This window comes from Halorubrum sp. CBA1125 (genome assembly GCF_009742825.1).
Taxonomy (GTDB): domain Archaea; phylum Halobacteriota; class Halobacteria; order Halobacteriales; family Haloferacaceae; genus Halorubrum.
This window is the reverse complement of the sequence record NZ_WPCE01000024.1, coordinates 1-22,567: the sequence shown is the minus strand read 5'-3', so window position 1 is coordinate 22,567 and position 22,567 is coordinate 1. Positions and strand designations below refer to the sequence as shown.

The following is a 22,567-nucleotide window of genomic DNA, read 5'->3' as shown; positions in this document are numbered from 1 at the left end:
GCGCGAGTACTCCGACCCGGGCGGCGGTGCCAGGTTGGACGCGGGCGGCGGCTGCGTCGCGCTCGCCGCGTCGACGATCGCGGCGGCGACGACCTCGGGCTCGACCGCGCCGGGCCCGTCGCCGCCGACCAGCTGCGCGTCGTCGAAGAGTTCGTAGAGGTCGGCGTACGCGTCGGACCGCTCGATCCCGTCGGCCTCGTCCGGGTCCGCCTCCTGCTCCGCGCGTGCCGCGAAGCCGGACCGGACCGGGCCGGGCTCGACGACGACCACGTCGATCCCGAACTCGGCGACCTCGTTGCGCAGCGCGTCTGACATCGCCTCGATCGCGAACTTCGAGCCGCTGTACACGCCGCCGCCGGGGAACGCGACGCGTCCCGCGACGGAGGAGACGTTGAGTATCGTCCCGTCGCGCTCCCGGCGCATCGCGGGCAGCACGGCCCGGATCAGCCGGTGGGGCCCGTAGACGTTCACGTCGAACTGCTCGTGGACCTGCTCCGTCGACACGTCTTCGACCGCGCCGAACTGCCCGTATCCCGCGTTGTTGACCAGCGCGTCGATCGCGCCCGCCTCGTCGAGCACCCGGTCGACGACGCGGTCGACGTCCGACTCGTCGGTGACGTCGAGCGTCGCCAGCTCGCAGCCCGCCTCGCCGAGCGTCTCGATGTCGGCGGGGTTCCGTGCGGTCGCGTACACGGTCCATCCCTCGTCGGCGAACAGCTTCGCCGCGGCGCGTCCGATCCCAGAGGAACAGCCGGTGATGAGTGCCGTCTTCTGCACGCGTCGCCGGTCGGCCCCCGGCGGCATAACTCTCCCGGCCGGCGACGAGGCTTCACCCGGGGATACGGAGAGCTTCGACTGGGTGTGCGGAGAAATAGAGGGAGGGGGTCGTGCGGTCGGACGCGGGAGCGTCTCGTTCCGTTACTCCTCGTCGCCGTCGTCGGCGGCAGTGTCGTCTTCGTCACCGTCGCCGTCGGCAGCGCCGTCGCCGTCGGCGTCCTCCTCGTCGGTCGCGAGCAGGCCGCGCTCGTCGAGGATCGCCTCCAGCTCGTCGATCGAGCGCTCGGTGTACTCCTCGTCGTCGACGGTGATCGTGGCGACGCCGACGCCCTCGGGAGAGAGTTCGCCGTCGTTCGACTGTGCGAGGGTGTCGAGCGCGAGCCCGAGCGCCTCCTCGGTGGAGAGCCCCTCCTCGTACTCCTCCTCCAGATAGTCGCGGAGGTCGCTGCGGTCGGAGCCGATCGAGAGCGCCCGCCACTCGTAGGGGGTGCCGGAGGGGTCGGTCTCGAAGAGGCGCGGCTCGCCGTCGTCGATCCCGCCGACGATCAGCGCGACGCCGAACGGCCGCGCGCCCCCGATCTGCGTGTACTGCTGGATGTGGTCGGTGATGTTCTTCGTGAGCGTCTCGATGCCGATCGCCTCGCCGTACCGGAGGCGGTTCACCTGCGCCTGCCGGCGCGCGAAGTCGATGAGCTGACGGGCGTCGGCGACGTGGCCCGCGCTCGCGACGCCGACGTGGTCGTCGGCCTTGTGGAGCTTCTCGATGCTCGCCGGCTCCATCAGCCGCGACCGGGCCCGCTTGTCGGCCGCGAGGACGACCCCGTCCTCGGCGCGGACCCCGACGCTCGCGGTCCCGCGTTTCACCGCCTCCCGGGCGTACTCGACCTGGTAGAGTCGGCCGTCGGGAGAGAAGATCGTAATTCCTCGGTCGTACGCCTGCTGTTGGGATTGGCCCTGCATGATATCACTCGGTATCGAAGGTCGTCGCGCCGACGTAGCCCGACTCGGTCCGGACGTCGCACGCGTCGGCACGTACGACGGCGGGCCGCTCGGCGTCCCCGAACGCGACGTCTCGCTGTGTCGACGTAGCGCCCGCGCGACCCATATATCTTTCCTCACAGGCACGCACCGTCCCCGAGATCCCACGAACGTGGATCCCGACCGGGTCGCCGTCGACCTCGCTCACGCACGCGACCGCCGCGCGCGCCTCGGCGACGTGCTCGCGTCGCGCCCGGACGACCGCCTCGCCGGTGCCGGTTCCGTGCGAGAAGGAGAGCAGCGTGAGGTCGACGTCGGCGCTGCCCGCGTCGCCGAGGAGGTTGCCGGCGCTGTACCACAGCGCGCGCTGGAACGACCGCCGGTCGAGCGTCGCGTTCGGCCACGTCTCGATCCCCACCGCGAGGTACCGCCACCGCGGCCGGAGGTGCTTCGGGAGGTGTTTCATCGGCGGCGGATCACCCGGCGATCGCCGCGCCGCGCTCCGCGACGATCACGGCCACCTGGTCGTGGACGCGCTCGACGGCGGTCACCGCGAACCCCTCGGCGGTGAACGCCTCGACGAGCGTCCCGACCGTGGCGGGGTCGTCGACGTCGGGGCTGTAGAACGGCTCCTCCGGGTCCGGTCCCTCGAAGAGGGCGACGTCCCCGAGAACCACGCGTCGCGCCCCCGTCTCCGCCATCACGCGGATCGCCTCGCGCTTCTCGGCGTCAGCGAGGTGGTGGAGCGCGAAGTTCGAGGTGACGACGTCGACGCGTCCGTCCGCGTTGTCGCCGATCTCGGGGTCGCGGAACTCCCCGTACGCGAACTCGACGTTGTCGATCCCGCGCTCCTCGGCCTTGCGTCGTCCCTCGGCCATCATCCCCTCGCTGATGTCCCGCGCGAGCACGCGCTCGGCGTCGGACGCGACCGCGAGGGCGATGGCGCCCGTCCCGGCTCCGAGGTCGAGGACGACGTCGTCGGGCCCCGGGTCGGCGTGCTCGACCACCAGGTCGGCACAGGCGTAGTACTCCTCGCTCTTCGAGTCGTCGTACTCGGCCGCCTTCTCGGAGAAGCGCGCCGCGTGATCCTCAACCGTCCTCTTCATACCGTCCACGTCGGACCCCCGGCTCTATGAAGGCCTCGGAGCGCCGCTCCCGGTTCCGGGCGGCGATCTCGCCCCACGCTCGGAGCCCGTCGCGGACCCACTCGGCGTCGAACCCGACCGCCTCGGCGGCGGCGACGAGTTCACGGGGGGCCCGGAGTTCGAGGTGCGAGCCCGCGTTCGCGCTCACGACGTGTGGCGCGTCGTAGTACGTCACGATCTCGCGGAGCTTCCGCAGGTCGGCCAGCGCCCGGACCCGCCTTCCCCCCGTGTTCCGGAGCAGCGGGCCGAGGTCGAACTCCACGTGCACCCCGTTGTCGCGGGCGGCCTTCGCGAGCACGTGGTTGACGTCCCCGTCGCCCACCATCGGCCGCGCGAGCACGTCGACGCGGGGCTCCTCGACCGCGAAGCGGTTCAGTCGGTCGTCGCCCCCGGCGAGACAGACGACGGTGCGGTCCGGCCGGTAGTTGCCGACCGCGCCCGAGGCGCTCGACGGGTCGTCCGCGTCGATCTCGACCGCGTGGACGACGTCGATCCCGTACTCCTCGCTCAGCGCGTCCGGGTCCCGTGCTGGACCCCGCGTCGGGTCGACCTCGGGGGCGCTGGTCTCGGAGTCGTCGATCGCGGGATCGTCGACCTCGGGATCGGCGGTCGACGGACTCGAGTCCGCGGGATCGAGCGCGTCGCGGGTCCGCACGACGAGCCCGGCGTAGCCGTACCGCGCCGCGGTCGCCGCGTGGCGCGCGACGGTGGACTCGCTGTCGGGGTGGGCGTGGACCGCCTCGTACATGGGGACCCCTTTCGGCCCCGGGGGTATCGGCGTTGCGTTTCCGTCGGTCGCGATCGCGTTTCCAGCGGTCACGACCGTCGGTGCCGCGCGACTCCCGGCACTGCGCTACTCCCGTCGCTGCCACTCGGGACGGGGGTCCTCGGGAGCGAACCACCCGGCGAGTCCGCTCGGGGTGACCTCGTCGAACGCGATCCGCCGCGATCTGTCCGCCGCGGCCTTCGCGAGCGCGAACGGGACCACGTACGCCAGCGCGAACGGGTCGAGGTCGTCCGCGGGGGCGAGCGGCCCGAGCGCGGCCGGCGCGACGGCGAGCGAGTCGAGCGTCCCCGCGACGAGGACGAGCCCGAGAAAGGAGACCGGCACCGCGACCATGCCGATACAGAAGTAGAAGACGACGACCCGCTGGGCGGCCTCTAAGACCATGTACGCCGACCACTCTTCGTACCGTGGGGTCACGAAGAACTCCCGTCGGATCTCGATCGCCTGCGAGACGCAGACCCCGAGCGCCGCGAGAACGACTGCGGGAGACGACGCCGCGGCGACCGGCGCGGTGACCACCGCGTCGGCGAGCATGAGCGTCCCGATCGCGAGGAACCAGCCGATCCCGAGCGACCTGGCGACGACGGGGACGTTCCGCCGGTAGATCGGCGGCAGCCGGTCCGCGAGCGCCGCCGGCAGGAGACGGTCGAACGCGCCGACCGGCTCGGGTTCGCCGCTCCAGCGGTCGTCGTCGAGTTCGGAGTTCTCGGAGTAGCCGACGATGTAGAACTCGCGGTCGTCGAGGTCGATCGGCCGCTCCGCGAACAGCGCGGCGACGCTGTAGGCGGCGACCATGACGACGACTTCGATCCAGTAGACGACGAGGATCTCGGCCGCGCGCCAGCCGAGGAGGACGACGCCGGCCACCGGAAGGAGGTTGGCGAGGAGCACGACCGCGAGTCCCCCGCGGTTGCCCGCGGGGGAACGCTGGAGGGCAGACATCACGTGTCTGGGCGATTGCCGCGGTCATAAATCCCCGATTCCTCGACCGTCGCTTTGGTCCGTCGACTCGTCGATCGTCAGCTTGGTCTGTCGACTTCTCGACGTCGACCGCGGTCGTCGCCGACGCCCTTTTGCACCGTTCGCCGGAACTCCCCGACATGGCTGCCGACTTAGAGGAGAAGACGGACCGGTACGAGCGGATGTTCGCGGACGCGCTGGCGGTCGCGGAGCCGCGCCCGCCGGCCGACACGCCGCTCGGGGAGGCCGCGGCCGACGTGACGGAGATGGCGGAGTCGTACCTCGAAGACGGACGGCACTTCCGCGCGGACGACGACCCCGTCAACGCCCTCGCATCCTACTCGTACGGCTACGGCTGGCTCGACGCCGGCGTCCGACTGGGACTCTTCGCCGTCCCCGACGACACCGAGCTGTTCACGACGTGATCGGCGGCGCCACCGTCTGCCGGGGTGGGGATCGGCGCAGCGACGGCCGCGTCGACTGAGGCGGGAATCGACACAGCGCCGTCGCGGCCGGACCGACGGAACCTATTCGGGCGTGGACGCCGAATCGGGAGCCGATGAGGGTCGGACTGCTCTCGGACGTCCACGCGAACCTGCCGGCGCTGGAAGCGGTGCTCGACGACATGCCCGCCGTCGACCGGATCGTCTGCGCCGGCGACGTGATCGGGTACAACCCCTGGCCGACCGCGTGCGTCGACCGCGTCCGCGAGGTCGCGGCCGCGACGGTCCGCGGGAACCACGACCGCCTGGTCGACTCCCCCGAGCGCTACCGCGCCAATCGGATGGCCGAGGCGGGGCTCGAACACGCGAAGGCGTCGCTGTCGACCGACCAGCTCGAGTGGCTCCGGGGGCTCCCGCGGGCGGAGACGTTCGCGGGCGACCGCTACCTGCTCGTCCACTCGCACCCGGCGGCCGAGCGAGAGGACACCTACGTCTACCCCGAGGAGTTCGCGACGCTCGACGGCACATGGAGGGGTACGACGGGATCGTGCTCGGCCACACCCACGTGCAGGGCTCGCGGTCGGTCGCCGGCGGGCTCGTAGTCAACCCGGGTAGCGTCGGCCAACCCCGCGACGGCGACCCGACGGCCGCCTACGCGGTCCTCGACGCGGCCGCCGACGAGGTCGACCTGCGACGTGTCGCGTACGACGTCGACCGCGTGCGCGACGCCGTCGAGGACGCCGGCCTCCCGCGACGCACCGCCGACCGGCTCTACGAGGGGAAGTGACTCGACGAGAGGAAGTGACTCGACGCAGCGATCGATTCTCTCAGGGCCAGACGCCGGCGAGCAACAGGAGGTTCCGCGCGGCGGTCGCGAGCGAGAGCGCACCGACGGCGGCACACATCAGCGTCGCGACGAGCCGACGGCTCCCGCCCGCGACCGCGACCGGAATCCCGACGACGACCATCCCGGCCGCCTTGGTGAGGAGCATCCCGCGGACCAGGCCGAACCGGGAGATGAACGCGCCGCCGATCGGGGACCCCTCCACGTACTCGCCGCCGGCGATCGCGACGTACGTGGTTCCGACGTCCGCGACGATCCCGACCGCGAGGAGGACGACGGCGAGGGCGAATCGTGATGGCACTGCCACACCGCACGCGGTCGACCGAAATAAACGTCCGGGAACGGTCGCGTCCGCCGCCCGCGTCCCGGAGCGGGTCGATCAGTTCCCGACGGAGGTCGCCCGCTCGACGACGTCGGCCCCGTACATCTCCTCGAGCTCCTCGTGCTGATCGGGACGGTTGGCGTAGACGTCCTGGAACAGCGTGATCGGCGTCTGTGCGGCCTGGTACGTCGCTTCGTCCCACATGCGGTCCTTGCTCAGCTCGACTTCGACCCCGTCGATCTCCACGGTGGCCGACTGGGTCATCGCGATCGCGCCCTTCCCGGCCTCCTTCGCGGCCTCGAACTCCTCCATCGAGTCGACGATGTCGCTCATGCTGGGGACGTACGAGGTCCGGTCGAGGAGCTCGTCGCGGAGCTCGTCCTCGTCGAGACGCTGCTCGTTCCCGGCGACGGTGAGCACGTACGCCCCGTCGTCGGCCTCGGCGAGCGAGAGGTCGTCGCCCGCGTACACCTCCGTGCCGTCCTGAGACGTCAGCTCGACTTCCGTCTCGCCGGTGTCGAGGAGCCAGCGTCCCTCCTTGGGGGGGAGCGGCGCCGTGTTTGCCTCGACGACCTGTCCGGGCGTGAGCGACCAGATTCCGGTCATCCCCTTCGCGCGGTTCTCCTCCATCCGTTCGCGGTACCCCTCCACGTCGCGGATGTCGTCGTACGGGCCGTCGACCGCGATGAGGTTCGCGGCGCTCGCCCCGCGGGACGTGTTGTGGCGGAGTTCGGGCCACGGCGGAAGCTCGCCGGTCGGCGTCATCGCCCGCATGTCCTTCGTGTAGTCGACCTCGCCGTCGACGAGCAGGAAGAGCCGTTCGAGGTTGTTCGAGGGCTTCCCCATCTCCGCGCGGAGGTCGCCGAGGGCGAGTTCGGCCTCGCCGCTCTCCACGATGACCGACATCGAGAGGCTCCCCGCTTCGAGCCCGTGCTCGTGCTCGATGATGGTGAAGAACTCGTCGGCCTTCTTCCAGTCGTCGAGGTCGCCGACCTCCGGGATGACGAACCCGTCGATGTGATCGACGGCGCCGTTGTCGGGGTCGGCGATCTCGAGCATCTGCTGGAATCCCTGATAGCGGGTCGTCGGCGATTCGCGGTGCCAGACGACACGCGGGTGGATCTCTCCCGGGAAGTCGGCCCCGTGTTCGGCGACGACGCTGACGATGTTCTCCACTCCCTCCGCGCGCATGTTTGGAGCGGTCGCGTCCTCGTTGTCGGGAACCCACACGTCCGGCGCCTTCATGCCCCGCAGCTGTGCGGCGCTCCGGATCATCTTCGCCGAATCGTCTTCGCCTTCGACTGCAGTGGGCGACGTGAAGAACGTCCGAACGAACTCGCGGTTGTACGGCCGACTGCTACTCATAGTTCGACTTAAATGACTTACATAGTATATTAAAGATAACGAAATAAAAAGATCGATCCTCGGCGGATTTTTTTGAATTATGTCGGAAACTGACGAACAAACGTGGGAAAAACGTCACCCGTGCGTCGAGATCGCCGTCACCGAGAACCCGGACGCGGCGACGCTCGCGAGGTAGACGGCGATCGCCGCGACGACGATCGAGCCGCCGGAGGGGAGCCCGAGCCCGATCGCGACGGCGAATCCGGCGACGACGGAGACCTGCCCGAAGATCACGGAGAGGTACGTCGTCTCGCGGAAGCTCCGGGCGACCTGCGAGGCCGCCGCGACGGGGACGACGAGCATGGCCGCGACGAGGATGACGCCGAGCACCTGCATCGCGCCGACGACGACGATGGCGGTCAACACGACCAGCAGCGTGTTGTACGCGGAGACGTTGAGTTGGGCGACCCGCGCGGCCTGCTCGTCGAAGGTGATGAAGAGCAGCTGCTTGTACGTCGCCGCCACCGCGGCGACCACGAACACCGACAGCGCCCCCATCATCCGGGCCCCCTCGACGGTGACGACCGCGAGGTTGCCGAACAGGTATCCCTCGACGTTGATGCCGGTGAGCCCGCGTCCGTAGCTGATTATCAGCGTGCCGACCGCGAAGCTCCCGCTCAGCATGATCGCGATGGGGACGTCGCCGTAGGCGTCGGTGCGCTCCGTGAGCCACTGGACGCCCAACGCGCCCAGGATGGCGACCGCGAGCGCGACGAGCAGAAGCGAGCCGCTCCAGCCCGTCGACGCGGTGACGAGGAGGCCGACGGCGACCCCGGCGAACGCGGTGTGCGCGAGCGTCTCGCCGATGAGCGCCATCTCCCGGTGGACCAGGAAGGACCCGACCAGCGGGGCGACGATCCCGACGAGGACGCCGGTCGCCATCGACTGCCACATGAACGGGTGTCGGAACACGTTGGTGCCGAACGCCGCGTCCATCCCGCGGCCGACGGCGCGGAATCCGGCGTAGAGGTCGCTCGCGATCGGGAGGTCCTGCGCCCAGTAGAGGACGAGGAATCCGAGCATGACGACCGCGACGGCGGCCGTCGCGGCGACCCCCGCGAGCTCGACCGTCCGCCGACGGTCTCGCGTGGGGGATCCGAGGCTCGGAACCGCGCTCCCGGCTGTCGATTCGTCTGCCGCGTCGTTCCCGCTCATCAGTGGTGGTGATGGACGACCTGGCCGGTCGTGCCGTACGCCTCGGCGAGGGCGTCGCTCTCGACGAACGACTCCGTGTCGCCGTGGTGGTACAGCTCGGTGTTGATACAGGCGATCCGGTTCGCGCGGTCGGTGACGACGCCGATGTCGTGTTCGATCAGGATGATCGTGATCCCGTCGCGGTTGAGTTCGTCGAGCAGCGCGTAGAAGGCGTCGCGGGACTCGGCGTCGACGCCGACCGTCGGTTCGTCGAGCGCGAGCAGGTCGGCGTCGCTCGCCAGCGCCCGCGCGATGTACGCGCGCTGCTTCTGGCCGCCCGACAGCTCCGTGACTAGGCGGTCGCGAGGTCACCGATCCCGACCGTCTCGATCGCGTCGGCGACGGCGGCCCGGTCGCGTCGGTGAGCCGCCGCCAGCCGGCGTTCGCGAACCGGCCCATGGTGACGCACTCGCGGACGGTCACGGGCATCGCCCCGCCGCGGCTCGTCGCCTGCTGTGAGACGTACCCGATCCGGCTGCCGTCCTCGAACTCGTCGATCGGGCGACCGAACAGCTCGACGCTGCCCGCGTCGGGCTCGTGGAGCCCGAGCATCAGGTGTAACAGCGTGGTCTTGCCGGACCCGTTCGGCCCGACGAGTCCGAGGAAGTCGCCCGCTTCGACGCTCAGAGAGACGTCGCTCACGGCGGGGGTGTCGCCGTAGGCGAACGTCACCTCGTCGAGGTCGACTACCGCGCTCACGGTGTGTGGTCGGTATGCGTCGTCAGCACGTTTAGCTCTTTTACTCCGCGGTGGCATCGAACGCCCGCTCGAAGGCGGGGACGTTGATCTCGGTCATCTGGTCGAGGTAGCCGTACCCGGCTTCGTTCCACTCGCGGGTCGTCCCGCCGGCCGGGGAGACCGCCATCGTCTCCGTCGCGTCGCTGTTCTCGACTATCGTCTCGGCGAGCCGCGGCGACTCGAAGCGGTCGTACAGCACCACGTCGATCCCCTGCTCGTCCACGAGCGCGATCGTGTCGGCGATCTCGGTCTGGCTCGGCTCGTTCTGCGGGGAGACCCCGACCGGCGAGTGGAGCCGGAAGCCGTAGCGATCCTCGAGGTACTGAAACGAGTTGTGGCCCGCGAGCACCGCGACGTCGCGGGCGGCGGTCTCCGCGATCGACGCGAACGCGGCGTCGATCGCCTCGAGCTCCGCCGCGTAGGCGTCGGCGTTGTCCGCGTAGGCGTCGGCGTTGTCGGGATCCGCCTCTGCGAGCCCCGTCGCGATCGTGTCGACGATCTCCGCCGAGAGGACCGGATCGACCCAGACGTGCGGGTCGTACTGTTCCCTGTCCTCGTCGTGTCCTCCGTTCTCGTGGTCGTGTCCCTCGCTCTCGTGGTCGCCTCCTCCGTCCTCGTGGTCGCCTCCCCCGTCACCGTTGGCGTGTCCCCCTTCGGTCTCCCCGTCCGCGTGGCTGTGGTCCCACGCGATCAGTTCGTCCTCCACCTCCGCCAGGCCGTCGATCACCGCGACCGCGTCGTAGTCGGCCCGCAGGGTCGCCGCGAGGTCCTGCGCCCACGAGAACTCGGGCGTGTCGAGGTAGACGAACGCGTCCGTCGCGGCGACGTCCGCCGCGAGGTTCCCGTCCGGCTCCCATCCGTGACCGAGCTGGCCGACCTCGACCGGGTCCTGGAAGCTCGCGCGGTCGCCGGCGATCTCGTTCGCCCAGTCGTTGAGCGTGAAGAACGCGGCGTACCCCTCGTCGAACTCCCCTGACTCTCCGGCTCCACCAGTCCCGCCGTCGGCATCCCCGTCGGCGTTCCCGGAACAGCCGGCGAGCGTCGTCGCGGCTCCAGCACCGAAGAGTCCCGCCCCGCCGCGCAACAGCGACCGACGCGTGTGGTTCATACCGATCGGTACCGCCGCTTAACAGAAAAGTATTGTTATTTCACAACATATCCTTAATAACAATCGGCGAGACGCTCACGGGCGACGCGCGCGGCAGCAGCGACGCCGGCCGCTCGACGCCTGAATCCCCGTTCATCCCCGTCCGTGGCTCGTGACCGATAATGGACCTCTCGGTCGCCCTATCCGGGTCCCGACCCGTCCGCGAGCCGTTCGGCTCGGAAGCGAGAGCGTCCGCCCGTCGGTCCGTCGCCGGTTCGGAACGGACGCCGAACGACCGACGTCAGTCGGTCACCGGCGACGCGCCCGTGGTCCCGTCCCGTCCGGTCGGCGGACGCGGCGGCTCGCCGTCGTACTCATCGGGAACGTACGGACACAGCGGATCGCTCGCCAACGGGTCTCCGGCGGTCGCGAACGCCCGCGAGCGGCTGCCGCCGCACACGTGCCTGAACTCGCAGGCGCCGCATTTCCCCTTCAGCCGGTCGGGCTCGCGCAGCGATTCGAACAGATCGGAGTGCCGGTATATCTCGACCACGGACCGCTCCCGCACGTTGCCGGCGGACCGCGGCAGGAACCCGGAGGGGTACGTCTCTCCCGTGTGGCCGACGAACGCGAACCCGCGACCGGCGGTGATACCCCCGTGCCGCGCCCGGCTTCGGCGCGAGCGTCCCCGTCGTTCCCGAGCGAGTCGCGCTGGAGCCCGACGCGGCGGTAGAAGGGGGCCTCCGTCGTCTTGACGCCGAACCGCTCCGCGGCCGCGACCTCGTGGAGCCACTCCATCACCAACTCGGCGCGCTCGGGAGCGATCGGGTCGAGGACCCGACCGCGGCCGACGGGAACCAGGAAGAAGACGCTCCAGAGGACGGCACCGAACTCGCGCACGCGGTCGCGGATCGACGGGAGTTCGTCGACCGTCGCGGCGCACACCGTCGTGTTGACCTGCAGCGGGATCCCCGCGTCGCGGGCGGCCCGCGCCGCCGCGACCGTGCTCTCGAAGCTCTCCTCGCCGCGGAACCGGTCGTGTGTCTCCCGGGTCGCGCCGTCGAGGCTGAGCGCCAGCCGCCGGGCGCCGGCGTCGGCGAGCGCCGAGACACGATCTGGAGTCAGCGAGCGCGTGCCGCTCGGCGTGACCGTCATCCGGAGCCCGCGGTCGTCGCCGTACGCGACGAGGTCGACCAGGTCGTCCCGGGCGAGCGGGTCGCCGCCGGAGAGGACGACCAGCTGGCCGTCGCCAAATTCCGCGGCGTCGTCGAGGAGCCGCTTTCCCTCCTCGGTCGTCAGCTCGTCGGGGTGCCGCGACGGCTTCGCGTCGGCCCGGCAGTGCCGACAGGCGAGCCCGCACGCCTGCGTCACCTCCCAGACGAGCACCAGCGGTCGCCGGTCGGTGTCGAGTTCGGCCGCCGCCCCACCGAGACGGCTCACGGGTCCGTCGCCCCCGTTTCGGTGCCGTCCGCGTCCGCCTCGGTGTCGCCCGCCCCTGTCTCGGCGCTGCCCCCGCCCGCCGCCGGCTCCGAGGGCCGCCAGATCGCCGTGACGACGGTGCCGTCGACCTCGACGATGTCGTGTGCGTACCCACGATCCGCCAGTTTCGGGAAGAGGAACTGCGGCGCCCGGTCGTTGTACTGGATCAGCACGGTTCCCGCGGGGAGGTCCTCGATCCGTTCGAGCGTCAACTTGAGCGGCTTCGGCGGTCCGAGCTCCCGTACGTCGATCGTCTCCACCCCGGCGTCGCTCGGGGCGTCCGTCCGTTCGAGCGCGGTCGTCGGATCGACCTGCGCCCGCGCCGCGGCGACCCTGTCGGCGATGGTGTCCGAGTGCGTCGACATTGAAACTCAGCTTGACAAACTGAAAGTACTGTTGTAAATCTGTCGCTCCAAGGCAACCTCACTGGTGTTCGGCCACGGTCTCGGGCGACAGCGCGGCGAGCGGGACCCGGTCCGCGTCGGTGGCCGCCTCGACGACGTCGAGCAGGCCCGCGCGCGAGTCGCCCGCGGGGACGACGAGCACCTTCGCGTCGGTCTGTCCGAGCCGGCGCGCCGCCGCCCGCGTCGCCGCCGTGGGGCTCCCGTCGGCGACGTTCGCGCGCCCGTCCGAGAGCAACACGACCAGTCCGGCGTCGGGATCCGAGCGTTCGAGCAGGTCGGCCGCGGCGTCGAGTCCGGCCGGCAGGGGTGTCCGGTCCGCGGTCGGGAGGTCCTTCAGGTGACGGGCGGCCAGCGACACGCTGTCGGTCGGCGGGAGCAGCATCTCGGCGTCGTCGCCGCCGACGGCGACGAGCGCCACCTCGTCGCGCTCGGCGTACGCCTCGCGCAGCAGTTCGAGGGCGACCCCCTTCGCGGCGCGCATCGCCGGCGCCATCGACGCGCTGGCGTCGGCCACGAACACCGTCAGCGTCCGGGCCTCCCCGGTCCGGACGGACTGTCGGAGGTTCCCCTCCGCCGGGGAATCGCGCCCCTCGCGGGCGGCCGCCCGGACCGTCGCGGCCGCGTCGACGGTCCCCCGTCCGTCCGCCGGCTCCGTCCGAACTCGCGCCCCGCGCCCGTCCGGCGACGGCGGCGCGTCGGCCCGGCCGGTCTGCCGGTCCGTCCCTCCCTCGGGCGCGTCCGGTGCCGACACCTCCGGCGCGTCGCCTCCCCGGCCTCGGCTCGCGCGGCGCCGGGAACGATCGGGGTCGCCGGCGCGGCGTCGTTGTCGTCGTTGTCGTCGTCGGCATCGTTGGCGTCGTCGGCGTCGTTGTCGTCGTTGTCGTCGGCGGCGTCGTTGGCTCCGCCGTCGTCGGGTTCGTCGTCACGCTCGTCGTCCGCTTCCGGAGGAGAGACACCGGTACCGCCCGCATCGCGGTCGCCGTCGGTTTCGCGGGCTTCGTCGCCGCCGCCGTCGTCACCGTCGCGGTCGCTGTCGCCGTCGTCGTTGCGCTCGGCGGATCGGTCCCTCGGACCGTCGTCACCGCTCTCTGACTCGTCGCCCGCCGTCTCGTCGGCCCCGTCTCGGTCGCCGCTCTCCTCGCCCGGATCGCCGCCCGCGTCGTCCGGCTCGTCCTCGCCGAACCGCTCGTCGATCAGTTCCTCGGGGTCGGCCGCGTCCTCGAACGGGCGGCTCCGCAGCCGGTGGGCGAACGCGTACTCGGCCGCCTCGGCGACGTCGGACTCGATCACCTTCGGCCGCCCGTCGAGCGCGGCGAGCGCGCGGGCGGTCCGGGCGGTCGCGATGTCCGCCCGGTGACCGTCGACGCCGGCGTCCCGGCAGAGCGCGGCGATATCGCGCTTGAACTCCGTCGGGATCGCGGGTCGGCGGTCGCGGGTCCGCGACGCGCTCGCGGAGGGCCGCGGTCTCGTCGGCGAACGCCGCCCGGAGGTCGTCGCCGGTCTCGCCCTCGCCGTCGAGCGCCCGGTCCAGCACCGCGACGCGGTCGTCGACGTCGTCGCTGCCGGTTACCTCGACGCAGAGGTCGAACCGGTCCCGCAGCTGCGGACGCAGCTCACCCTCCTCGGGGTTCATCGTCCCGACCAGCGCGAAGTCGGCCGGATGCGTCACGCTCACGCCGTCGCGCTCGACCCGGTTCACCCCGCTCGCGGCGGCGTCGAGGAGGAGGTCGACCAGGTGGTCGTCGAGCAGGTTCACCTCGTCGACGTAGAGGACCCCGCGGTTCGCGCGCGCGAGCAGTCCGGGGTCGAACGTCGCCTCCCCGTCGAGCGCGTCCGCGACCCGAGAGCGTCCCGACCACGCGGTCGCGGGTCGCTCCGAGCGGGAGGGTCACGAGCGGCGCCGGGCGGGTCTCGACGGGGGGATCCGTGCGCGACCGGCAGTCCGCACACCGTCGCGTCTCGCCGCCCGCGTCGGGGTCCTCGCCGGGCGGCGGACAACCGTACGGGCAGTCGGCGACGGCGCGCTGGGCGGGCAGCAGGTCGGCGAGCGCCCGGACCGCCGTCGACTTGGCGGTCCCCTTCTCGCCGCGCAGGAGCGCCCCGCCGAGCCCGTCCTCGACGGCGAGCGCGAGCAGCCCCCGCTTGAGCCGCTCTTGGCCGACGATCGCCGGTAGCGGCGTGGAAACCTTTTTGGTTGTCTCTAATTCAATCACACTTGTGTTACCGCAGAGGAGGTTTAATAACTTGTGACGAAAATCGGCCTCTACACGGCGACCGAGAACGAGCTGGGGGCGGTGCAGGCCGCCGCCGAGCGACTGGACGGGATCGACCTCGCGGTCAGATCCGAGAGCGACCTCGACGGCGGCGACGACGCGGTCGCGTTCTGCGAGGAGCTCGCGGACGCGGCCGCCGCGGTGTTCTGGCTGCACGGCGCGGAAGACAGCATGCCGGGCTACGAGCTGGCGGTCGACCGGCTCCGCGAGGCGGGCGTCCCGCTGATCGTGAAGGCGACCGGCGACGCGTTCGCGGCCGAGGACACGACCGTCGCCGCGGACGACCGCGAGGCGGTGTCCGCGTACCTCGACCGCGGCGGCACGGTGAACATCGCCAACGCCGTCCGGTACCTCGCGAGAGAGTACACCGGGGGGGGCGGGCGGCGCCGAGGACGCCGAGAGCACGGACGGCGAGGGGTCCACCGACGCGGGGACAGACGCGGGCTGGACCGGCGAGGTCGCGGACCCGATCGAGCTCCCGACCGAGGGGGTCTACCACCCGGACCACCCGAGCGCGGAGATAGCGGACCTCCGGGCGACGTTCGACCCCGACGCCCCCACGGTCGGGATCTGGTTCTACGAGTCCCACTGGACCCACGAGAACGTCCGCTACGTCGACGCGCAGGTCCGGGCGCTCGAGGACCTCGGCGCGAACGCGCTGCCGGTGTTCTGTAACCCCGTCTCCGACGAGCCGGGCCAGGAGGACGCGCGCTGGACCGCGGAGCGGTACTTCACCGACGACGCCGGCGAGCCGGCCGTCGACGCCGTGCTCTCGTCGTTCATGTTCTCGCTGTCGATGAGCGAGCGCGGCCGCGACGGCGACGAGGCGGCCGCCGACCCCGAGGACGTGTTCCTCGACGAGCTGGGCGTCCCGGTGATCCAGACGGTGACGACCATGCGGTCGCGCTCGCGGTACGCGGCGAGCGACACCGGCGTGATGGGCTTCGAACTGGCCCTCTCGGTCGCGCTGCCGGAGTTCGACGGCAACGTGATCACCCACCCGATAAGCGGGAAGGAACGCACCGACGACGCCGCCGGGATCGGCTCGGCCCCCAAACAGCACTTCCCGATCGACGACCGCGTCGACCACGCGGCCCGGCTCGCGGTCAACTGGGCCCGGCTCCGCCACGTCCCCAACGAGGAGAAGCGCGTCGCCGTCGTGCTCCACAACTACCCGCCGAGCGACGACGGCATCGGGACCGCGTTCGGCCTCGACTCCCCCGAGTCGACGGTCAACCTCCTCGACGAGCTGGCGGCGCGGGGGTACGACCTGGGCCCCGGCGCGACCGGTCCCGGCGGCAGAAGCGGTACGGACGGCGGCGCCGGCCCCGGCCCGGTCGACGACGGTCAGGCGCTCATCGACGCGCTCACGTCCCAGCTCACCCTCGACGACCGGTGGGTCGCCCCCGAAGACGTCGCCGAGCGGAGCGTCGACACCGTCTCGCCGGACCGGTACGCGGAGTGGTTCGGCGACGCGGCCGAGGGCTTCCGCGAGGCCGTCGTCGAGGAGTGGGGCGACCCGCCGGACCGCCCGTTCGCGATCCCCGGCGTCGAGTTCGGCAACGTGCTCGTCACGGTCCAGCCGCCCCGCGGCTTCGGGATGGACCCTGAGAAGGTGTACCACGACTCCGACCTCCAGCCGCCGCACGACTACGTGGCCTTCTACGGGTGGCTGCGGAACGCCTTCGACGCCGACGCCGTCGTCCACCTCGGCACCCACGGCTCGCTGGAGTGGCTCCCGGGGAAGACGGTCGGGCTCGACGCCGACGCCGCGCCCGACGCGCTCGTCGGCGACCTCCCGAACGTCTACCCGTACATCGTCAACAACCCCGGCGAGGGGACGCAGGCGAAGCGCCGGTCGTACGCCGCCGTCGTCGACTACCTCACGCCGGTCATGCGCCGCGCCGGGACCTACGACGAGCTCGCCGAGCTGGAGGACCTCGTCCGGCGCTACCGGGAGGCCGGCGGCACCGAGGCCCGGACCGACGAGGGCGAGCGGCTCGCCGACCGCGTCCGCGAGGCGGTCGACGACCTCGACCTCGCGGTCGAGCTGGGCGTCGCCGGCGAGATCGACGAGCGCGTCGACGTCCGGGGGCCCGACGCGGCCGGGTCGACGCTCGCGGACGGGACGGTCGAGGGCGACGACGTCGCCGTCGACGAGCTGGTGGAGCGGATCCACACGTACCTCACGGACGTGAAGGACACCCAGATCCGGCTCGGGCTCCACACCCTGGGCGAGCCCCCGGCCGACGACCGGCTCGTCGCGTACCTCGTCGCGCTCACCCGGCTGGAGAACCCCGGCGGGCCGAGCCTGCGCGAGGCCGTCGCCGGCGTGCTCGGGGTCGACTACGAGCGCATGCTCGACGACCCCGGCGCGTACGACGAGACGCTCGGGATGACCTACGGCGAGGCCGCCGACGCGGTGTACGAGACCAGCCGGGAGCTGGTCCGGACGCTGGCCGAACACGGCTTCGACGTCCCCGAGTCGGAGGCCGAAGCGGCCCTGACGCCGAGACCACGATGAACCTCCTCGTGGTCGACGTCGACCCGCTCGGCGACGCGCGCGTCCGCGGCGGCGCCCACGACGAGCTGCGCGAGGCGCTGGCGTTCGTCTGCGAGACGGTCGCCCCCCCGGGTGCGCGGCGCCGCCGCCGAGGTCCCGCGGACCGTCGACGCGCTCGCGGGCGAGTACGTCCCGCCGGGCGGCTCCGGCGCTCCGACCCGCGGCGGCGTCGACCTGCTGCCGACCGGCCGGAACTTCTACACGCTCGACCCGCGGAAGGTGCCCGCGCGGTCCGCGTGGGAGGTCGGCCGCGAGATCGCGGCCGACGCGCTCGCGCGGCACCGCGAGGAACACGGCGAGTACCCCGCGGAGCTCGGCGTCGTCGCGTGGGGGACCCCGACCGTCCGGACCCGCGGCGAGACGATCGCGCAGGTGCTCGCGACGATGGGCGTCGAGCCCGTCTGGACCGACGCCGGCCGCGTCGAGGACGTGGAGCCGATCCCCCTCGACGAGCTCGGCCGTCCGCGGGTCGACGTGACCACCCGCGTCTCCGGGCTCTTCCGCGACGCGTTCCCGCAGGCCGCCAGCGTGATCGGCGACGCGGTCGACGCGGTCGTCGCGCTCGACGAGCCACACGAGATGAACTACGTGAAGAAACACGTCGAGGAGGCGGCGTCGGAGCTGGCCGCCGACGGCCACGACGACCCCGAGGCGGCGGCGCGCCACCGCGTGTTCACCACCCGGCCCGGCGGCTACGGGGCGGGCACGAACAAGGCGGTCGACGAGGGCAACTGGGACGACCGCTCGGACCTCGCCGACGTGTACGTCCAGTGGGGCGGCTACGCGCTCGGCTCGCGCGGGACCACCACGCCGGCGCACGACGCGTTCGAGCGCCGGCTCGGCAGCGTGGAGGCGACGGTGAAGATCGAGGACACGATGGAGCAGGACGAGTTCGACTCCTCCGACTGGTACGCGTTCCACGGGGGGCTCATCGCGGCCGTGACGGAGGTGTCGGGCTCGGAGCCGGCCGCCTACGTCGGCGACTCCTCGGACCCGGACCGCACCACCGTCTACACGAACGAGGAGAAGGTGCGCAAGGCGATGCGCGCCCGCGTGCTCAACCCCGACTGGATCGACTCGATGGAGGAGCACGGCTACAAGGGCGCCGGCGACCTCTCGACGACGGTCGACGTGACGCTCGGCTGGGACGCGACGACCGGCGTCGTCTCCGACCGGCTCTGGGACGAGGTCGCGGCGAAGTACGCCCTCGACGCGGAGCGGCGGGAGTGGATGCGGGACGTGAACCCCTGGGCGCTCGAGTCGATCACCGACACGCTCTTGGAGGCGGTCGAGCGGGGCCTCTGGGACGCGCCAGACGAGACGGTCGACCGGCTCCGCGACGTCAACCTCGCGGTCGACGGCGACCTGGAGGCGCGCGCGGCCGACGCCCCGGCGGAGGTGCCCGGCGATGACGACTGACGGCGACGGTCCGACGGGAGACGGGAACGGCCCGGCGACCGACGGCGGCGCGGCGGGCGACTTCGAGGCGTACGCCGACCTCGGCGCGACCACCGCCGACGCGATGGCGATCGCGGAGACGAGCATGGACCGGGTCCGCGAGATCGTCGGCCCGGAGACCCGAACGACCGCCTGCGCGCGAAGGCGGTCCACGCCACCGGCGACCCCGAGTTCCAGCACCTGCTGCGGTTCGCGAACGACCCGGTGCCGGCCGGCGCCCGCGCCGTCCTCGACGCGCGCCCGATCGTCACGGACATCACGATGGTGAAGGCGGGCGTCACCGGCCGCGGGCACGACTGCGAGGTGCGCAAGGCGATCGGCCACGGCGCCGAGCTGGCGGCGGAGACGGGGATGACCCGGACCGCGGCGAGCGTCCTCGAACTCGACGAGCGGGGCGTCTACGACGGGGCGATCGCGGTCGTCGGCACGCCCCGACCGCGGCGCTCGCGCTCGCGGACTGCATCGAACAGGGCACCCGGCCCGCGGTCGTCGTCGCGACGCCGGTCGGGTTCGTCAAGGCCGCCGAGAGCCGCGAGCGGGTCCGCGAGGTCGCGGCCGAACACGGCGTCCCGGCGGTCACGAACGTCGGCCGCCGCGGCGGCTCCGGGCTCGCGGCCGGGCTGACCAACGAACTCGTCCACGTCGCCAGCGACGTCCGGGACGGCGAGACGACGCTTGACCGTCTCGACGCGGGGGAGTCGTGAACGGCGAGGCGGGTCCCGCCGGCGCCGATCCCGCCGACGCCGATCCCGACGATGTCGATCCCGCCGACGCCGACCCCTACGACCTCGACGCCGGCCCCGACCCGGCCGACTACGCGGCGGCCGCCCCGGAGCCCGCGCGGCTCGACCGGGGCACCGATCGCGGCGACCCGTCTCCCGCCGAGAACCGCGTCGTCCACGCGGTCGGGGTCGGTCCGGGGAGCCCCGCGTACCTCGTTCCGCGGGCCGAGCGGGCGGTCCGCGAGGCGGACGTCGTCGTCGGATTCGAGACGGTGGTGGACCTCGTCTGCGACCGCACCGACGCCGACCTCCTGACCTGCGGCTACCGCGACGAGACGGACGCGCTGTGCGCGTTCGCGACCCGGGTCGCCGCCGGCGAGCGCGGGACGGCGGTGCTGATGGGCGACCCGAACCACTCGGGGTACCAGTTCGTCGGCAAGGTCGAGCGCGCGGTGGACGACGCGTCGGACGGGGCGGTCGACTGCCGCGTCGTCCCGGGGATCTCCTCCCTGCAGGTCGCGGCGAGCCGCGCGCGGACGCCCGTGGAGGACACGACGTTCGTCACGCTCCACAAGAGCGGCGACCTCGGACCGGGGCTCGCCCGGCTGCGGCGCGACGTCGGCGAGCGCCACCTCCTCGTGCTCCCCCGGCCGTTCGACTGGATGCCGGGCGACGTCGCGGCCGACCTGCTCGATCACGGCGCCGACCCGGACGCGGCGGCGCTCGTCTGCGAGCGGCTCACGCACGCCGACGAGGCGATCACGCGGACGACGCTCGGCGACCTCGCCGACGCGGCCGGCGGCGAGGGCCCGTCGTCGACGCCGTTCTCCGACCTCTCCGTGCTCGTCGTCCGCCGGTAGGGCGCGGTTCCGGTCTCAGGTGTCGCCCCGGCCGTCGGTCGCCACGGCCCGCGCGTTCGACACGAGGTCGGTCCCCGGCGAGGCGGTCCCCGACTCCGCGAGTACCCGCTCGCGTTCGACCGCCACCCGGATCGCCTCGGTCACGGCGGGGTCGTCGCCGAACGGCTCGGCGTAGTCGAGCCCGCCGCGCGCCACTTCGAGCCGTTTGGGGATCTCCTCGGTCGTCGCCTCGCAGTCGGCGAGAAAGAGCGGACAGACGGCCGCGCGGTCGGCCTCCAGGGTGTACCGGGCGCACTCGACCGCGGGACTCTGGAGGAGGAACGCCGTCCGCACCTCCGCGTACTCGTCGCGGAGCCGGTCCGCGTGGAACGCGGCCGCCTCGCGCGCGTGGTCCTCGCTGCTGTTCCCGAGCGCGACGAGCAGCAGCGAGTCGGCGTCGCTCTCCCCGCCGGCCGCCCCGTGGATCGCCCCGGTCACGAGGGGGCTCGTCCCGATCGGGTCGCAGTACCTGACGCCGCCGGGCAGCCGCCCGAGCGCGCGCGGGACGTCCCGCAGGGTCGCGTGGGTGTGCGCGAAGCACATCGGGACGGCGTAGATCCGGTCTCCGCTCACCCCCGACAGGGGGTCTCGCAGCTCGTGTGCCGGCTCCGAGCGGTACGTCGCCACCCGCACCTCGTCGACGATCCCCCGGTCGCGCAGCCGGTCCGCGTGCGTCGCCGCGACGGGCGCGACGGGCGATCGCCCGACGAGCACCAGTGTCTCTCGTGTCATATACAAATTCACTTGTTGTACTGCAATACTTCTTGCTCAGGGCGAGGGAAGCCATCGATAAATAGCTTGCCCACCGTCCCCGTCGGACGGTTGTGGGGATGCGTCCGGCCGGGTCGAGAGTCCGTCTTAGTAACCGTTATACACGGGGTGACCCATGCTGGAACTATGCAACGACGCGCTGTGGCCGTGTACGCCGCGCTCTTCGTGCTGGTCGCTGGCGCGGCCGGCGTGCTCACCGTGACGGCCGACTCGCCGGAGGTCACGTTCGAGAACCCGGACTACGAACTCTCGTCGGATGACACGTTCGCGGTCGACGGACAGGAGTACGTGCTCGCCGATGTCTCGGAAAGCGGCGGCGGCGGTGGCGGCGAGGCGACGATCACCGGCACGCTCGAACGCGAGTACACGGCGGAGCTCTCCGAGTCGTGGAGCAACGGGTCGACCGTCACCGTCGAGGACCAGGACTGGCGCGTGGAGATCGACGGCGAGAACGCGACCGCGTTCACCCTCGTCGAGGTGATCGACCGGCAGGCGATCCTCGAGGAGGACGACGCGGCGGACAACCAGACGATCGAACGCGACGACGGCGACTACGTCGCGGTCACGGAGGACGGCGAGACGACGCTCGTCCCGGCCGACGAGTACTTCCCGACGCCCGACGACCGGTCGTACGAGACCGGCGACTCCTTCGAGTACGACAACCAGACCGTGACCGTCGACGAGATCACGGCCGGCCAGGCCGTCCTCGTCTGGGAGGGCACGCAGACCGAGACGATCGAGGTCGAGGAAGGCGCCACGGTCACGCTCGCCGACTCGGAGTTCGTCGCCCACTTCCCCGACGCGTCGACGCTCCAGCTCTCGAGCGACATGGCGGCCTACCAGACGCAGCTCGCTCAGATCGACCGGTTCGACCGGTACAACGACGGGCTCACGCGGGTGATCGCCCTCTCCCTGCTCTCGACGGTACTGCTCCTGGCGGCCGCGTTCGTCCCCTCGCGGTACTGATTCTCGAATTCTTTCGTGGTACCGATCCCCGCGTTCGTTCCGCTTCCGCGACCGACCTCGGTCGTCGGCTTCGCCGCGTCGAACCTGGGTGTTTTAGATGTCTCCGCCCCTCTGAAAGAGGTATGACGTCGGCGACCAAGACGATGCGGGAGCTCGCGCCCCACTGGGCCGTGATGTTCCTCGTGATGATGCTCGGGCTGGGGGCCGTAGACCGGTATCTCGGCGACGCCGGGCTCCTCCCGGCGCTGGCGCTCGCGACCGTCGTCGCGTTCGGCTACCCGGCTCTCCTCCGCCGATTCGGACTCGCTCCCCCGGCCTGGCAGCGGTGAGTCGCTACGAGCCGTCCTCGAACG

15 protein-coding genes and 7 pseudogenes are annotated in these 22,567 nt (G+C 71.8%); 7 read left to right on the top strand and 15 right to left on the bottom strand.

Going from position 1 to position 22,567, the window contains the following annotated elements:
- The 6 genes and pseudogenes from GJ633_RS04510 to GJ633_RS04485 form a co-directional block, all read right to left on the bottom strand.
- A pseudogene (locus tag GJ633_RS04510) lies at positions 1–804 on the bottom strand (SDR family oxidoreductase); the annotation flags it as partial.
- Positions 805–918: 114 nt separating this feature from the next.
- On the bottom strand, positions 919–1,737 hold the full coding sequence (gene psmA / locus GJ633_RS04505) for an archaeal proteasome endopeptidase complex subunit alpha (RefSeq protein ID WP_156587538.1): 819 nt from the start codon (positions 1,735–1,737) through the stop codon (positions 919–921).
- Positions 1,738–1,741: 4 nt separating this feature from the next.
- Positions 1,742–2,221, bottom strand: a complete 480-nt coding sequence (locus GJ633_RS04500) for an Rpp14/Pop5 family protein (protein WP_156587537.1) — start codon at positions 2,219–2,221, stop codon at positions 1,742–1,744.
- 10 nt (positions 2,222–2,231) lie between these two features.
- Entirely contained in the window at positions 2,232–2,861 is a 630-nt protein-coding gene (locus GJ633_RS04495) for a class I SAM-dependent methyltransferase (protein ID WP_156587536.1), read from the bottom strand.
- A complete protein-coding gene (locus tag GJ633_RS04490; protein ID WP_156587535.1) occupies positions 2,845–3,648 on the bottom strand; it encodes an RNase P subunit p30 family protein in 804 nt (267 codons plus the stop codon). The genes GJ633_RS04495 and GJ633_RS04490 overlap by 17 nt, the downstream gene beginning before the upstream one ends.
- A 105-nt stretch (positions 3,649–3,753) precedes the next feature.
- The gene (locus tag GJ633_RS04485; protein WP_156587534.1) at positions 3,754–4,629 is read right to left on the bottom strand and encodes a DUF6498-containing protein; all 876 of its coding nucleotides are present in this window, start codon (positions 4,627–4,629) and stop codon (positions 3,754–3,756) included.
- A gap of 158 nt (positions 4,630–4,787) precedes the next feature.
- On the opposite strand from GJ633_RS04485, the gene GJ633_RS04480 reads away from it, so the two are divergent.
- Together GJ633_RS04480 and GJ633_RS04475 are read left to right on the top strand one after the other, a co-directional pair.
- The gene (locus GJ633_RS04480; RefSeq protein WP_156587533.1) at positions 4,788–5,072 is read left to right on the top strand and encodes a DUF357 domain-containing protein; all 285 of its coding nucleotides are present in this window, start codon (positions 4,788–4,790) and stop codon (positions 5,070–5,072) included.
- Positions 5,073–5,206: 134 nt separating this feature from the next.
- A pseudogene (locus tag GJ633_RS04475) lies at positions 5,207–5,877 on the top strand (metallophosphoesterase family protein).
- 40 nt (positions 5,878–5,917) lie between these two features.
- Here the strand turns inward: GJ633_RS04475 and GJ633_RS04470 are convergent.
- From GJ633_RS04470 to GJ633_RS04435, 8 genes and pseudogenes are all read right to left on the bottom strand, one after another.
- On the bottom strand, positions 5,918–6,235 hold the full coding sequence (locus tag GJ633_RS04470) for a hypothetical protein (protein WP_321168906.1): 318 nt from the start codon (positions 6,233–6,235) through the stop codon (positions 5,918–5,920).
- Positions 6,236–6,313: 78 nt separating this feature from the next.
- Positions 6,314–7,621 carry a malate synthase AceB gene (gene aceB / locus GJ633_RS04465; protein WP_156587532.1) on the bottom strand — a complete coding sequence of 436 codons (1,308 nt, stop codon included), beginning with the start codon at positions 7,619–7,621 and terminating at the stop codon, positions 6,314–6,316.
- Between the two features lie 114 nt (positions 7,622–7,735).
- Complete coding sequence (locus GJ633_RS04460; RefSeq protein ID WP_156587531.1) at positions 7,736–8,815, bottom strand: metal ABC transporter permease; 1,080 nt, start codon at positions 8,813–8,815, stop codon at positions 7,736–7,738.
- Positions 8,815–9,553 (bottom strand): annotated as a pseudogene (locus GJ633_RS04455) (metal ABC transporter ATP-binding protein). The gene GJ633_RS04460 and the pseudogene GJ633_RS04455 overlap by 1 nt, the downstream one beginning before the upstream one ends.
- 40 nt (positions 9,554–9,593) lie before the next feature.
- Entirely contained in the window at positions 9,594–10,700 is a 1,107-nt protein-coding gene (locus GJ633_RS04450) for a metal ABC transporter solute-binding protein, Zn/Mn family (protein ID WP_156587530.1), read from the bottom strand.
- 280 nt (positions 10,701–10,980) lie between these two features.
- Positions 10,981–12,089: pseudogene (locus GJ633_RS04445) on the bottom strand (radical SAM protein); the annotation flags it as partial.
- Positions 12,090–12,115: 26 nt separating this feature from the next.
- A complete protein-coding gene (locus GJ633_RS04440) occupies positions 12,116–12,523 on the bottom strand; it encodes a DUF2249 domain-containing protein (RefSeq protein WP_156587529.1) in 408 nt (135 codons plus the stop codon).
- Between the two features lie 58 nt (positions 12,524–12,581).
- Positions 12,582–14,775, bottom strand: a pseudogene (locus tag GJ633_RS04435) (VWA domain-containing protein).
- Between the two features lie 529 nt (positions 14,776–15,304).
- Here GJ633_RS04435 and cobN point away from each other — a divergent pair.
- The 3 genes and pseudogenes from cobN to GJ633_RS04420 all read left to right on the top strand — a co-directional run bounded on the left by cobN (position 15,305) and on the right by GJ633_RS04420 (position 20,438).
- Positions 15,305–18,817, top strand: a pseudogene (gene cobN / locus GJ633_RS04430) (cobaltochelatase subunit CobN).
- A pseudogene (locus tag GJ633_RS04425) lies at positions 18,807–19,560 on the top strand (precorrin-8X methylmutase). Before cobN ends, GJ633_RS04425 begins: the two co-directional pseudogenes overlap by 11 nt.
- Positions 19,557–20,438 (top strand): cobalt-precorrin-7 (C(5))-methyltransferase, encoded by an 882-nt coding sequence (locus tag GJ633_RS04420; RefSeq protein ID WP_321168905.1) that lies wholly within the window; start codon positions 19,557–19,559, stop codon positions 20,436–20,438. The pseudogene GJ633_RS04425 and the gene GJ633_RS04420 overlap by 4 nt, the downstream one beginning before the upstream one ends.
- Positions 20,439–20,453: 15 nt before the next feature.
- Here the strand turns inward: GJ633_RS04420 and GJ633_RS04415 are convergent, their stop codons facing one another.
- Complete coding sequence (locus tag GJ633_RS04415) at positions 20,454–21,209, bottom strand: CbiX/SirB N-terminal domain-containing protein (RefSeq protein WP_156587528.1); 756 nt, start codon at positions 21,207–21,209, stop codon at positions 20,454–20,456.
- 180 nt (positions 21,210–21,389) lie between these two features.
- Here GJ633_RS04415 and GJ633_RS04410 point away from each other — a divergent pair, with 180 nt between their 5' ends.
- Positions 21,390–22,214 (top strand): hypothetical protein, encoded by an 825-nt coding sequence (locus GJ633_RS04410; RefSeq protein ID WP_321168907.1) that lies wholly within the window; start codon positions 21,390–21,392, stop codon positions 22,212–22,214.
- A 122-nt stretch (positions 22,215–22,336) separates the two neighbouring features.
- The gene (locus GJ633_RS04405; protein ID WP_156587526.1) at positions 22,337–22,543 is read left to right on the top strand and encodes a hypothetical protein; all 207 of its coding nucleotides are present in this window, start codon (positions 22,337–22,339) and stop codon (positions 22,541–22,543) included.
- Positions 22,544–22,567: the final 24 nt, after the last annotated feature.